The following is a 14,472-nucleotide window of genomic DNA, read 5'->3' as shown; positions in this document are numbered from 1 at the left end:
TCAATACTATTACATCAATAATATTAATAAAAGTAAAATATTAACCTCTTTGCTCGATTGGAATGTATTTTTGCATTCCAGGACCCGTGTACTCTGCTCGTGGACGGATTAAACGATTGTTTTCATATTGCTCTAAAATATGGGCCAGCCATCCGGAAACACGACTTACAGCAAAGATTGGTGTCATTAAGTCGTGGTCTACGCCTAAGCTGTGATAAACAGATGCGGAAAAGAAATCTACGTTTGGCGGCAGTTTCTTTTCACCCGTAACGATGCTTTCAATTTTCACTGACATATCATACCAATGCGGTTCGCCAGTCAGCTCGGTTAATTTTTTTGACATTTCTTTCAAATGCTTGGCACGAGGGTCTCCCTTGCGGTACACTCTGTGACCGAAGCCCATGATTTTTTCTTTGTTTTCAAGTTTGCCGTGAATATATGGTTCAACATTTTCAATCGTACCAATTTCAGTCAGCATTTTCATGACGGCTTCATTTGCGCCGCCGTGCAGTGGTCCTTTAAGAGCTCCGATTGCCGCAGTGACTCCTGAATAAACATCGGATAATGTAGCCACACAAACACGGGCTGTAAATGTAGAAGCATTTAATTCATGGTCTGCATGTAAGACAAGAGCTTTATCAATTGCTTCGACTGCGATTTTCTCTGGCTCTTTCCCAGTTAACATGTAAAGGAAATTAGCTGCATAGCTTAAATCCTGTTTTGGAGCAATCGGTTCAAGGCCCTTTCTAACCCGTGCAAATGTCGTAACAATGGCAGGCATTTTCGCTTGAAGTCGAATCGCTTTTCTGTAGTTGGCTTCAGTATCCATTACATCAGCTTCATCATCGTAAAGTCCCAATAAAGAAACCGCTGAGCGAAGCGCTGCCATTGGATGTACCTTTTGAATCGGATACATGTTAAAATGCTCGATTACTTCAGGTGGAAGTGCTGCGTTTTCAGAAAGCTGTTGTTTCAATTCTGCCAATTGCTCTGCATTGGGCAGCTTACGGTGCCATAACAAATAAATAACTTCTTCAAAGCTGGCATTCTTAGCTAAATCGTCAATGTCATAGCCAACATATGTTAGCGTGTCATCAATAATAGAGCTGATTGAGGACGTTGTTGCCACTACCCCTTCAAGACCGCGTGTTACTGTCATAATAAATCTCTCCTTCACCTTTCTAAATTCCCCATTGCCCAATTTTGTAAACAAAACACAATGAATAGCCGGAAGAATTGGCGTAACGAATTGTCCCAGTATTCCCTTCAAAGGATATCCCGGTTTAGCTGACTGAGCGATTGCTCGGGACATATACAAATTGCTTGTATGCCCTTTCATTTGCAATAAAAAATTATTTTACAAGTAAATCAGCATATATATATGGTTTATGTAAAAAAGGATACGCTTACAAGCCTATTATAAACAATTATCAAATTTTTGTGAACGAAAAGGAGTGGAAAAATACAAAAAAAATATTATTTTACAAAAAAACAAGTTAAAAAAACCTAAAAATTTTCATAGCTACATAGGCAATGCCTGCCCCAATTAATGGGCCTTCCGCAACACTCTTCATTAAAGAGCCGTTTTTGACAATAAATCCTACCAAAAGTAATAAGAATAATACTGACTCACTAAGCATTTACCTATCCATCCTTCACCTAAATTATCGTACCATAATATCATTAAAAAGCGGACTAAGATTTTATTGTTTTCAGTTGAAACTTTCCTCACTAAACATCGTAATAATGATTGGTGCGGTAATTTCCTATTGGAAAATTATGCAGCCTCATTCATATAATGTTAAACTATAATAACTAGCTTATTTAATAGGAGGTCGGAAGTTTGAATCTTAAGTACATATACCAGACAATGAGATTTTTACTTGTTGTTGGCGGCGTTATACTTGCACTGTACCTTTTTTACTATTTATCTACGTTAACGTATCCATTTTTAATTGGTCTGATTATTGCCTTTTTCATTAATCCGCTTGTTAACTTTTTTGAAAAGAAGTGGAAAATGCCGCGTGTGCTTGCGGTTTTTGTTGCGCTTATCGTTATTTTCGCCGTATTTGCCGGGTTAATTACCCTTTTAGTAGCTGAAATTGTCACGGGTGCCAACTATTTGGCTACGGTAGTACCTGAACATCTGGATACGTTAATCGGCTATATTGAGGATTATTTTACAGCTCAAATCCTTCCGCTCTATGATCATTTAACAAGTTTATTTAATAAGCTTGGAGCAGGACAGAAAGAGACAATTAGTAGTAATATTCAAAATATCGGTCAGAAAATCGGAACAACTGCTGGCTCGTTTATTAAGAATCTGTTCGGAATCATTCCCAATATTTTAACCTGGCTTCCGAATGCAGCAACAGTGCTGATATTTTCATTGTTGGCTACCTTTTTCATCAGCAAGGATTGGTATCGATTATCGGTACTCGGCGGCAAACTATTACCTGAAAAGGCAAAAACGAGCGGCAGAACGGTATTTATTGATTTAAAAAAGGCGTTATTCGGTTTTATTAAGGCACAGTTAACCCTAATCTCGATTACAACGGTGATTATCCTTATCGGTTTACTTGTCCTTCGTGTCGATTATGCGATAACGATTGCACTTGTTACCGGGATTGTTGATGTTCTTCCCTATCTTGGTACAGGGTTAGTGTTTGTCCCATGGATTATTTACACAGCCATTAGCGGCAATATGGGCCTTGCCATTGGCCTCGGTGTTCTTTATATTATTGTCCTCGTCCAAAGACAAGTTATGGAGCCAAAGATTCTTTCTTCGAGTATTGGTTTAGATCCGTTAGCAACATTGATTGCGTTATTTGTCGGTTTTAAAACAATCGGTTTTTTAGGATTAATTGTCGGTCCGGTAACTCTGGTTATTATCAGTACCCTTTATCGCGCCAATGTTTTTCATGATGCCTGGGCGTTTATTAAAGGAAAAGAGGTATAAAAAAAGTCAGCTTCCATACGGGAGCTGACTTTTTTTAATGATTACAACACACTAGCGTGGCCGTTATAAATAACACCTCTAGCAGAATCAACGGTAATTTCTTGGCCATCTTTGAACAAATCCAAAGCATGATCTACGCCGACAATCACAGGGATGCCAAGATTCAACCCAACAACAGCGGCATGGCTGGTTAGCCCGCCTTCTTGGGTAATGAGGGCAGCACATTTTTCAATCGCTGGAACCATGTCACGGTCTGAACCGATTGTCACAAGAATCGAACCCGGCTTTACCTTATTTAATGCCTCTTCTGCGTCATGAGCAAGGACCACCTTACCAAAAGCGGATTTGCGGCCAATTCCCTGTGCCTTGGCGATTGTTTCTCCGACTACATGAATCTTCATCAGATTTGTTGTTCCTGCTTCACCAACTGGAACCCCTGCAGTGATAACGACTAAATCGCCACGTTTTACAATGCCGCTATTTAAGCTTTCCTCAACGGCAATATCAAGCATTTCATCTGTAGTCGTGCAGATTCTGCCAAGCCGTGGATAGACTCCCCAGACAAGCTGTAAACGGCGGCAAACGGGTTCATTTGCTGTTACAGCAACAATCGCTGCCTTCGGACGGTACTTCGAAATCATCCTGGCTGTATGACCGCTTTCCGTTGGGGTAATGATTGATTTTACATCTAAGTTTAAAGCGGTATGTGCAACAGACTGGCCAATCGCATCTGTTAGGTTGTGTTCGGTGTCTTTTCTCCGGCTTGATAAAATTTCCTTGTGTTCTAATGCCTGCTCGGCTCTAGAAGCAATATTGTTCATTGTTTGAACTGCTTCTACTGGGTAAAGCCCTGCAGCCGTTTCACCAGAAAGCATGATTGCATCTGTCCCGTCAAAAATGGCATTGGCTACATCGCTTGCTTCCGCACGAGTTGGTCTTGGATTCCGCTGCATTGAATCAAGCATTTGTGTAGCAGTAATGACTGGCTTTCCAAGGGCATTACATTTCTTAATCAACATTTTTTGAACAAGCGGAACCTCTTCAGCCGGGATTTCAACTCCAAGATCGCCACGGGCAACCATCAGGCCATCAGAGATTTCTAAAATTTCATCAATGTTATCTACGCCTTCTTGGTTTTCAATTTTAGGAATAATATGTGTAAATACTGCGTTGTTTTCTTCCAGCAGCTGACGGATTTCTAACACGTCTTTTGCCCGGCGGACGAAAGATGCCGCAATAAAATCAACGCCTTGTTCAATTCCAAAGAGAATATCCTGTGTATCCTTTTCTGTAATCCCTGGCAGATTTACGGACACACCCGGAACATTTACACCCTTTTTATTTTTCAAGGTACCGCTGTTTAGAATTTTCGTAGAAATTTCATTTGCTGCTTTATTTATTTCGATTACTTCAAGACCGATTAATCCATCGTCTAAAAGAATTTTTGAGCCTACATGTACATCTTCAATTAATCCAGGGTATGTAACGGAAAACTTCTCGACTGTTCCTTCGACCTCTGTCATGGAAACAATTACATTCTCGCCAGCCTTTAGCTCAATAGCACCGTTTTGCATATTGTTTGTCCGAATTTCCGGACCTTTTGTATCTAGCAGGATGGCCACCGTTTTCCCCGTAATTCTTGACGCTTCGCGGATATTTTCGATTCGGGCACCATGCTCTTTAAAATCACCATGTGAAAAATTTAAGCGGGCAACGTTCATACCTGCATTAATCAATTGAGTTAATTTTTCTACACTTTCACTAGCAGGACCAATTGTACAAACGATTTTCGTTTTTCGTAACATTTTAAAGCCTCCTATTTGGTTAAAACAATAATTAAATAGATAATTCCTTTGATAGTTTGAACAAGTCAAGATCCAAGGTATGTTTTTTATTTAGAGCGTCACTAATGTCGTAATCAGCTAGCTGATTCTTTTCTATTCCTACTGCACGGCCGCCTTTTCCTTCAATTAAAAGCTCGACTGCTCTTGCACCTAATCTGCTGGCAAGCACTCTGTCAGCCGCAGTCGGGGAACCGCCGCGCTGGATATGGCCTAATACCGATACTCTTGTTTCAAAGCTGGTTGCTTCTTCAAGCTGACGGGCAAATTCATATCCGCTGCATACACCTTCAGCAACAATAATGATACTATGCTTTTTCCCGCGTTCCTGGCCGCTGCGCAGCCTTTCCGCCACTTCATTCATATCATAGTTCTCTTCAGGAATTAAAATCGTTTCAGCCCCGCCGGCAAGTCCAGCCCATAGAGCAATGTCACCAGCGTTCCGACCCATTACTTCGATGACAAAGGTTCTTTCGTGGGATGTAGCCGTATCACGAATTTTATCGATAGCATCGATGACAGTATTTAATGCAGTGTCAAATCCAATTGTCAGTTCTGTGCCTGGAATATCATTATCAATTGTTCCCGGTACACCTACGCACGGAAATCCTTGCTCTGATAATGCTTTAGCTCCTCGGTAGGAACCATCCCCGCCGATAACAACAAGTCCCTCGATTCCATGAGCCCTTAGCTGCTCAATACCTTTTTGCTGCCCTTCTTTTGTTTTAAATTCTATGCACCGCGCCGAATGAAGCATCGTTCCGCCCCTGTGAATGATATCACCAACAGAACCAAGTTCAAGCTTCTTAATATTTCCGGAAATTAATCCTGAATACCCTCCATAAATGCCATACACATCCACATTATGAAATATTGCTTTCCGGACAACTGCCCGAATCGCCGGATTCATTCCCGGGGCGTCGCCGCCGCTTGTAAGTACCCCTATTTTTTTCATGTGTATCACCTCAATCATAGATTATGAAAACATATATATATAATATCATTAAGATAGAGAAGATGCTGTTTTCACAACTACTTCTATTATTCACATAAAAGCTTCTAATATTTATAAAATAACATGAAGATATGCCCTTAACAACCGATTCATATAAGTAATTACAAATGACGGAATAGTTAGTGAACTGAAAACGTTTTATCCGGCTTTGAAAGCGTGAACATCAACATCTTAAAGAAATTTCTGTGAACAATTTTTGAACGAAACCATTTTAAAAATCGTGCCCATATGAGCACGATTTTTTTAATTAACGCTAATATAATCATTTATTAAGCTATATTCACCAATTGACCTAAATCGATTATACCGATCGGCAATTAATTCCTCTTCCGAAAGGTTCAGCAGCTGTTGCAGTGAAGTTTTCAGTACTTTTTCAATTTCTTCAGCCTGATGCTTCACATCTTTATGAGCTCCACCCTTGATCTCGGGAATAATCTCATCGATAACACCTAATTCTTTTAAGTCAGGTGCCGTAATCTTCATTGTTTCAGCCGCGTTTTTGGCGAGGGCCGCATCTTTCCACAAAATAGCTGCTGCTCCTTCAGGAGAAATTACTGAGTAGGTTGAGTTTTCAAGCATGTATATCCGATTGCCAACACCAAGGGCCAGCGCACCGCCGCTGCCGCCTTCGCCGATAACAATACAAATAACTGGCACCCTGAGGCCTGCCATTTCAAATAGATTGCGGGCAATCGCTTCACTCTGACCTCGTTCTTCCGCGGCCTTACCAGGGTAAGCTCCTTTTGTATCGATAAAACAAATGATGGGGCGCTTAAATTTATCCGCCTGTTTCATTAAACGGAGTGCTTTTCGGTAGCCCTCGGGATGCGGCATGCCAAAATTTCTACGAATATTCTCTTTCGTATCTTTTCCTCTTTGATGGCCAATAACGGTAACAGGAAGCCCCTTGAACCTGGCTATTCCGCCAACAATGGCTGCATCATCAGCGAAGTTTCGGTCGCCATGACATTCAAAGAATCCATCAAATAAATAGGAAATATAGTCCAATGTTGTCGGCCGGCCTGGATGTCTAGCAATTTGCACTCGATCCCACGGTTTAATATTGGAATATATATCTGCCTCTAGCTTTTCAAGCCGAACCTCTAATTTGGCAATTTCTGAGCTTAAATCGACATCTGTTGTTTTAGTGAACTCTTTTATTTCGTTGATTTTCTTTCTTAACTCTACAATTGGGCGTTCGAATTCCAATTCTCCTACCATTCGAGTTCACCTCCTGGTTGATGAATTTCTAAAATGTTTGTGATTTTTTCAACTAATTCAAGTCGTGAAATGATTGCATCTAACTGACCATGCTTTAATAGAAACTCAGCCGTTTGAAAGTCTGCAGGCAATTCTTCACGAATGGATTGTTCAATTACTCTGCGGCCGGCAAAGCCGATTAATGCTTCTGGCTCAGCAAAGTTGAAATCGCCCAGCGACGCGAAGCTTGCAGAAACACCGCCTGTTGTCGGGTAGGTCATCATAGAAATAATCAAACCGCCATTTTCACTAAACCTCTTTAAGGCAACACTTGTCTTTGCCATTTGCATCAAACTCAAGGCACCTTCCTGCATTCTTGCTCCGCCGGAGGCAGTAAAGATCATAAACGGTACAGAAAGTTCATCGGCTTTTTCTACCGCTAGCGTAATTTTTTCGCCGACTACTGAACCCATACTTCCCATTCGGAACGAAGCATCCATGATCGCAAGGACAATTTTATTACCATTTACAGTTCCAATGCCTGTAACCACTGCTTCATTTAATTTGCTTTTTTGGCGATCCTTTTCAAGCTTTTCAAGGTAATCTGGGAAATCCAATGGATTTTTAGATATCATATTTTCATTGATCTCCTCAAAGCTGTTTTCATCAAGAAAGCTATCAATCCGCTCTCTTGAATTCATTTGAAAATGGTGTCCGCAATGTAGACAAACCTTAAAGTTTTTCGCTAATTCCTTTGTATACATGATTTTTTTACATGAAGGGCATTTAGTCATGATTCCTTCAGGTACGTCATTTTTAGCAGTTTCTGTAGGTATTGTTGCATATTTTTTCTTTTTTTGATTAGGTTTCGTAAAAAGATCTTTTAGTGCCAAAATGTAACCTCCTTAGTAACACCCCTGCCTAATGCAGGTTTTTCCTGATAATTCTATTCAGAAGTCTTTCTATCCTTTATCAACTCTATACCCACGAAGTGGTCAGACCACTAGACAATTAAAAATACCCTTACCCAAGGGCTTGTTTAACTTCCACTATAAAATAAAATAATTTCAAAATCTGTTAGTATTTGTCGATAAAAAAAGACAATTTTCGGAGAGCACAATAAGCAGAAAGTGTTTTTTCCTCATCCTTTTCTGCTAAAGCATCTATTAATAATTGATAATTCTCGCGGTTATACTCAATGGGAATAGAGTCAAGTGAATAGTAATAATCCTTCAAAATTAGCCAAATTCTAGCGAATAGGTGATTATTTGCCATCTCAATGATCCGAATAAAAAACTCATCATCATTAAAATTGTCTGCTGTTTTTACCCATTCTTGTAAATTTGCTATGCTTCTCGTGTCCATTCTTTGTATACTTAAGCGCAGGCAATCCATCTCAATAATATTTTTTGTCTCCAATACATCCCGCTTTGCTTTTTCATCCTGCAAAATAAAGGTGCTGAGGAGCTGCACCAGCTGATTGCCGCGAAAGTCTCTGATAAACGTCCCTTCGCCGCGACGTGTTTCGATTAAACCAAGCAATTCCAATGCCCTTAGTGCTTCGCGAACGGAAGAGCGCCCGAAATTCAGGCGCTCAGACAGTTCTCGTTCTGATGGAATCTTATCTCCGGTCTTTAGACCATCTATAGTAATCATTTCTCGTAATTGTTTTACAATCTCTAAGTATACTTTTGTATTCGTCACTTACTTTATCACTCACTTTTACCAATAATAGCGAGCCTTTGTGTTTTTTCTTTAATATCTTCCGGATCCACTTTGATCCGGGCTACCCCTGTTTCCATCGCAGCCTTTGCTACTGCTGCGGCTACATTTGGGGCTACTCGAGGGTCAAACGGTGCTGGAATGACATAGTCAGCATTTAACTCATCTTCAGTGATTAAGCCGGCAATGGCTTCCACTGCTGCTACTTTCATTTTTTCATTTATATGTGTTGCGCGAACATCAAGCGCCCCACGGAAAATCCCAGGAAATGCCAGGACATTGTTTACTTGATTTGGAAAATCAGACCGGCCTGTTCCAACTACTTTGGCTCCGGCTGCTTTCGCTTCATCCGGCATAATCTCAGGGTCTGGATTAGCCATCGCAAAAATAATCGAATCCGGGTTCATCGATGCTACCATCTCTTTGGTTAGCGCACCAGCTACCGAAACTCCGATAAATACATCAGCGCCTTTAATTACATCAGCGAGACTTCCTGTCAGGTTATCCCGATTAGTAAATTTCGCTACTTCTGCTTTTACCGCATTCATCCCTTGTGGGCGTCCTTCGTAAATGGCACCTTTTGTATCACACATAATGATGTCTCTGACACCATAGCTATATAACAACTTAATAATCGCAATCCCGGCTGCACCAGCACCGCTTGCTATCACTTTAATTTCGGTTATTTTCTTGTCGATAATTTTTAGAGCATTGACAAGCCCGGCCACGGTGACAATGGCTGTACCATGCTGGTCATCATGAAAGATCGGAATATTCGCTTCCTTCTTCAATCGTTCCTCTATCACGAAACAATTAGGTGCAGCGATATCTTCCAGATTCACACCACCAAATGTAGGCTCCAGTAACTTTACGGTTTCAACAATTTTATCCACATCTGTCGTGTTTAGACAGATGGGAAACGCATCAACTCCGGCAAAGCTTTTAAATAGAACTGCCTTACCTTCCATTACAGGAAGTGCTGCTTCGGGTCCAATATTACCAAGTCCGAGAACGGCCGTCCCATCAGTTACCACCGCAACCATGTTTCCTTTCATGGTATAATCATAAACGGTTTCTGGCTTTTCATAAATATCTTTACATGGCTCTGCCACACCTGGTGAATAGGCTAAACTTAAATCATGAGCGTTCCGGACAGGAACTTTTGATTTCGACTCTAACTTCCCTTTATTAATTCGATGCATATGTAATGCTTCTTCACGTAAAGTCAAGATATGTCACCCCTTTGATTTATACAAAAAGAATCGGAACATCCCGCTAAATAACAAGCCAACATTGGTGGTCAGACCACACTTGTCTCTTTATCACTATAACATATCTTCGAAAGTTGTAAAGAATTAATCTTTCAGGACAACATTTTTTGAACCGAGTATTTTTTTTAATTGCCGCAGTAATTCGGAGGTTGGATTTACGTTATTCTCCTTACCTAACCTTACTGTTTTTCGGGTTGATTCGTAATGCAAAATAACGCCTGCTTCACCCTTATTTTCTTTAAGAAGCTGATTTATTTTTTGTAATGATTGCTCATCCTGTATATTTTCGACAATTTTCAAATATAATACTGACTGCTTTACTAATTTTGTTTGAATCCATTGTTCTAACTGAGAAACATGCTGAATGATAAATTGCGGTTCCCCTTCGCGTTCTTCAATTTTTCCTTCCAGCAGCACAAAATTCCCCTGTCTTAAAAGCTGTTGGTGCCTTTTATAGACCATCGGGAATGCGACTGCTTCCATTTCGCCAGTTGCATCACTTACAGTTAAAAAGGCCATAGAATCGCCCTTTTTGGTGCGAATAGCTTTCAAGGATGAAAGATAAACACCTGCAGAAGCCCTTTTTACCTCATTTTTCAAATGGAATAAAACGTCTGCACCGCAAACTTTAAGCTCTTTTGCAAAAATAGAAATGGGATGATCAGATAGATAGAAGCCAAGTGCCTCTTTTTCAAATGTCAGCTTATGCTCCTGACTTATGGGATCGACTTGAACATACTTCGGCTTGGGAACAAATTCATCATCGAATAAATCAATTTGACTGGCATCGTCAGGCTTAAAAATTTGAGCATGCTCAATTGCTACATCTAAACTGGCAAGCAAGACTGCTCGGTCTTCACCGAACTCATCAAAACATCCTGAGTGGACAAGAAACTCCAGAGTTTTCCGGTTAATCGCTTTAGAAGAAACCCTAATACAGAAATCAAAAAGGTTCGCAAATTTTTTCTTTTTCCTTGCTTGAAAGATTTCCTTCAATGCTTGAGCACCAACACTTTTGATAGCAGCAAGGCTGTAGCGGATGGCTCCTGTTTGATCTACATGAAATGAAAAACCGCTATGGTTGATAGATGGAGGCAGGACGGTAATTTCCTTTTGCTTTGTTTCCATAATATACTGAGCAATTTTTGTTTCATTTCCAATTGCTGCGGTAAGCAGGCCTGCCATAAAAAAAGTTGGATAATTAGCTTTTAAAAAGGCAAGCTGGTAGGCAATCATGCTATAAGCCACTGCGTGACTGCGATTAAAGCCATAATTTGCAAAGCGGACAATTAAATCATAAATCTCATTGGCAAGAGATTGGTTATAGCCCTTCTTTAGTGCTCCTTGAACAAAATGATGACGCTCTTTATCAAGTACCTCTTTTTGCTTCTTCCCGACTGCCCGCCTCAAAAGATCGGCTTCACCAAGTGAGAATCCTGCCATTACCGAAGCAATCTGAATGATTTGTTCTTGGTAGACAATAACACCATAGGTATTCTCTAAAATCGGCTGCAAAACCGGGTGTGGGTATTCGACTGCTTGCCGGCCATGTTTTCGATCAATAAAGAGCGGGATACTTTCCATTGGTCCCGGCCGATACAACGCATTGACGGCTACAATATCCTCAAAGCGAGAAGGTTTTAATCTGGTTAACACCTTCCGTATCCCTTCCGATTCCAGCTGAAAAATCCCTGTCGTTTCGCCCCTTGCTAATAGTTCAAACGTCTTGGTATCTTCAAATGGGATTCGCCCGATGTCCACTTTTCTCCCCGTATGACGATGTATGGATGATAGAATTGTTTCAATAAGTGAAAGATTTCGTAAGCCAAGGAAGTCCATTTTGAGGAGACCAATTTCTTCAAGATGTTCCATTGAATATTGCGTTAAATAAACTTGGTTAGACCCGCGTTGAATCGGAATTAATTCAATAAGCTGTTTCTCGCTAATGATCACACCTGCAGCATGTGTAGATGTGTGGCGCGGCAGACCCTCGAGCTTTAAAGCTGTTTCAAATAGCCGTTTGTATTGCTCGGTTTCATTAATCAGCCTGCGAAGCCCTTCAGATTCTTCATATGCCTGTTGCAGGTTTATTCCTAAACGTGATGGAATAAGCCTTGACAGTTGCTCCAGTTCCTTTGAATTCAGGCCGAATACCCGGCCGACGTCACGTATTGCCGCTTTGGCCGCCAGCGTTCCAAACGTTACAATTTGCGCAACGTGGAGCTCGCCATATTTCTTAGCTACATATTCAATCACTTCATCTCTACGATGGTCCGGAAAGTCAATATCGATATCAGGCATCGAAATACGCTCAGGATTCAAAAACCGTTCGAATAACAAGTTATGCTTGATTGGGTCAACATCAGTGATGTACAAAACATAGGCAACAAGCGATCCCGCTGCTGAACCCCTGCCTGGTCCGGTCAATATTCCATTTTCACGGGCATATCGCATAAAATCCCAGACAATTAAAAAGTAATTGCTAAACTTCATTCGTTTGATCACGGCTAGTTCATAGGATAATCGTTCAAAATATTCTTGGCTTGCCGAGGAAAAGCGCTCACTCAATCCTTTTTCGCATAATTCCTCCAAATATTCCTCAGCATCCAGGCCATTTTCTGTCGGGAACGCAGGCAAATAGGTCTTGTTGAGTTCTATATTGACATTGCATCTTTTGGCGATATGGATTGTGTTTTCCAATGCTTCAGGAAACTCGGAAAGGCAGTCGATCATTTCACTGGCTGTTTTCAGATAGTATTGATCGCTTTGCAATCTTTCCCTATGTTCATCCTGTAATTTCTCACCATTTTTAATAGCTGACAAACATTCCTGAGCAAACATGTCTTCTTTTTCTAAATAATATACCTGATTGGCGGCCGCTAGCGGGACATTCATGTCTTTTGAAAGCAATTGGAGCTGTTTCCTTAGTTCCGTCTCCTGTTCCAGTTGATGATTTTGGATTGCAAGAAAAAAATTCCCGGCGCCGAAAACGGCTTCAAGCTTTTTTATTAACTCTCTGGCAAATTCCTCTTTACCATTCAACAAGGACTGCTCAATTTCTCCCTCACATCCAGGAGTAAGCGCAATCAGCCCCTTAGCATAATGCTTTAGCCATTTTAGCGGAATCCCATTAACGGCTTTCGTTTGTACTGTACTGGAGATTTTCAATAGGTTCTTATAACCTGTATCATTTTCAGCAAGTAAGACCAGTGGATAGGACTCATTTTCTTTACTATCACTTTCCACATCCACGGTTAACCCAATGATTGGTTTTATGTTATTTTTTTTACACAATTTATAAAACTCAATTGTCCCGTACATGACATTTCGGTCTGTTAATGCCAGCTCCATAAAGCCTTTCTTCTTGGCATTTTCAATTAGATGAGGGACTGAGGCCGTACTTGTAAGCAGACTATAGGCACTATATACATGCAGGTGAATAAAAGACATCCTCTTCACACCCTTAATTACTTGATCTTACTCTTTATTATAGAACTTTTTTGGGAAAAAGGAAAATATGTTCTCATTTATTCATCATATTCATAACGGTTTGTCCATATATTTGATAGAAAGGTCATGTGATTATCTGTAAGGGCGGTTGAAGGGATGAAAGAAATTGGTTTTTTTCCTGCTTTTATCGAAAGCTATTTTATTGCCTTAGGGGTTCTGCTGGGCGGTTCATTAATTGGCGGAATTGCCGCCTTCTTAACTGGTCAACCTCCGCTTACAACCGTTTATCGCTTGTCTTCTTCACTTAGAATTTGGGCAATTATAGCGGCGATCGGCGGGACATTTGATACAGTATATTCGTTTGAAAAAGGCTTCTTGGATGCGGGCACAAAGGATCTTTTTAAACAATTATTATTAATTCTTTCTGCCTTAGGCGGCGCACAGACAGGTGCACTCATTATTAATTGGCTTACTCAGGAGTATATCTCATCATGAGAATTCCGCCATTATATCGCAGACCAGCATGGCAGCGCTTTTTTGCCGGGATGGCTATTGGGGGTGCCATTAGCTGGTGCATCTTTTTATACATTTACGGTGTCTGGCAGGAAGAGAATACGGAATTGCTTCGTAAACAACAGCAGGAAATCGTGGATTTAAACAATGAGAAAAAGATTTGGCAGGAAGAATATAAGGAGATGAACAAACGGAATATTGAGCAGCTTACGGTTCAGAAAATCAATATAAAGATACTCAACGCGGAAAAATATAAGCTGGATTCCTTAAGTGTTTTAGAGACAGAGGACTCGGTTAGAGATGATATCGACATGATGCTGGCAAAGGATTTGGAAACGGTCTATAAATCTAAAGATCTACTGAAAAAAATCATTGAAAACAAACCGATAAAAATCAATGAAAAAAGATATAAACTTAAGGTGAAGGAATTAGTGATCTATACAAACCTAACGATTCACTTAGAGATTCAATTTGAGTAAACGGCCCAATTTCTGGGCCGTT

General features: G+C 40.5%; 11 protein-coding genes. 3 read left to right on the top strand and 8 right to left on the bottom strand.

Annotated elements, in window-relative coordinates:
* Positions 1-40 precede the first annotated feature (40 nt).
* A complete protein-coding gene (gene citZ, locus ACIQCO_RS15540; RefSeq protein WP_400430088.1) occupies positions 41-1,159 on the bottom strand; it encodes a citrate synthase in 1,119 nt (372 codons plus the stop codon).
* A 684-nt stretch (positions 1,160-1,843) separates the two neighbouring features.
* On the opposite strand from citZ, the gene ytvI reads away from it, so the two are divergent.
* Positions 1,844-2,959, top strand: a complete 1,116-nt coding sequence (gene ytvI / locus ACIQCO_RS15535; RefSeq protein ID WP_400430086.1) for a sporulation integral membrane protein YtvI — start codon at positions 1,844-1,846, stop codon at positions 2,957-2,959.
* A gap of 41 nt (positions 2,960-3,000) precedes the next feature.
* Here ytvI and pyk read toward each other — a convergent pair whose 3' ends face one another.
* From pyk to dnaE, 7 genes are all read right to left on the bottom strand, one after another.
* Positions 3,001-4,764, bottom strand: a complete 1,764-nt coding sequence (gene pyk / locus ACIQCO_RS15530; RefSeq protein WP_400430084.1) for a pyruvate kinase — start codon at positions 4,762-4,764, stop codon at positions 3,001-3,003.
* A gap of 31 nt (positions 4,765-4,795) precedes the next feature.
* On the bottom strand, positions 4,796-5,755 hold the full coding sequence (gene pfkA / locus ACIQCO_RS15525; protein WP_400430083.1) for a 6-phosphofructokinase: 960 nt from the start codon (positions 5,753-5,755) through the stop codon (positions 4,796-4,798).
* Positions 5,756-6,058: 303 nt separating this feature from the next.
* The gene (gene accA, locus ACIQCO_RS15520) at positions 6,059-7,036 is read right to left on the bottom strand and encodes an acetyl-CoA carboxylase carboxyl transferase subunit alpha (RefSeq protein WP_400430081.1); all 978 of its coding nucleotides are present in this window, start codon (positions 7,034-7,036) and stop codon (positions 6,059-6,061) included.
* A complete protein-coding gene (accD, locus tag ACIQCO_RS15515) occupies positions 7,030-7,908 on the bottom strand; it encodes an acetyl-CoA carboxylase, carboxyltransferase subunit beta (protein WP_400430079.1) in 879 nt (292 codons plus the stop codon). The genes accA and accD overlap by 7 nt, the downstream gene beginning before the upstream one ends.
* Before the next feature lie 184 nt (positions 7,909-8,092).
* On the bottom strand, positions 8,093-8,719 hold the full coding sequence (locus ACIQCO_RS15510; RefSeq protein WP_400430077.1) for a FadR/GntR family transcriptional regulator: 627 nt from the start codon (positions 8,717-8,719) through the stop codon (positions 8,093-8,095).
* 8 nt (positions 8,720-8,727) lie between these two features.
* Positions 8,728-9,966, bottom strand: a complete 1,239-nt coding sequence (ystJ, locus tag ACIQCO_RS15505; RefSeq protein ID WP_400430076.1) for an NADP-dependent malic enzyme — start codon at positions 9,964-9,966, stop codon at positions 8,728-8,730.
* Between the two features lie 126 nt (positions 9,967-10,092).
* Entirely contained in the window at positions 10,093-13,458 is a 3,366-nt protein-coding gene (gene dnaE / locus ACIQCO_RS15500) for a DNA polymerase III subunit alpha (protein WP_400430074.1), read from the bottom strand.
* Between the two features lie 156 nt (positions 13,459-13,614).
* Between dnaE and ytrH the strand changes: the two genes are divergently transcribed.
* Positions 13,615-13,953 (top strand): sporulation membrane protein YtrH, encoded by a 339-nt coding sequence (gene ytrH, locus ACIQCO_RS15495; RefSeq protein ID WP_024028593.1) that lies wholly within the window; start codon positions 13,615-13,617, stop codon positions 13,951-13,953.
* Positions 13,950-14,450: a sporulation membrane protein YtrI gene (gene ytrI / locus ACIQCO_RS15490; protein WP_400430073.1), complete on the top strand. Its 501-nt coding sequence runs from the start codon at positions 13,950-13,952 to the stop codon at positions 14,448-14,450. Before ytrH ends, ytrI begins: the two co-directional genes overlap by 4 nt.
* Positions 14,451-14,472: the final 22 nt, after the last annotated feature.

Origin of the sequence: Neobacillus sp. NPDC093127 (assembly GCF_044754175.1) — a bacterium.
Taxonomy (GTDB): Bacteria; Bacillota; Bacilli; order Bacillales; family Cytobacillaceae; genus Neobacillus.
This window is presented reverse-complemented; position numbering and strand designations above follow the sequence as displayed.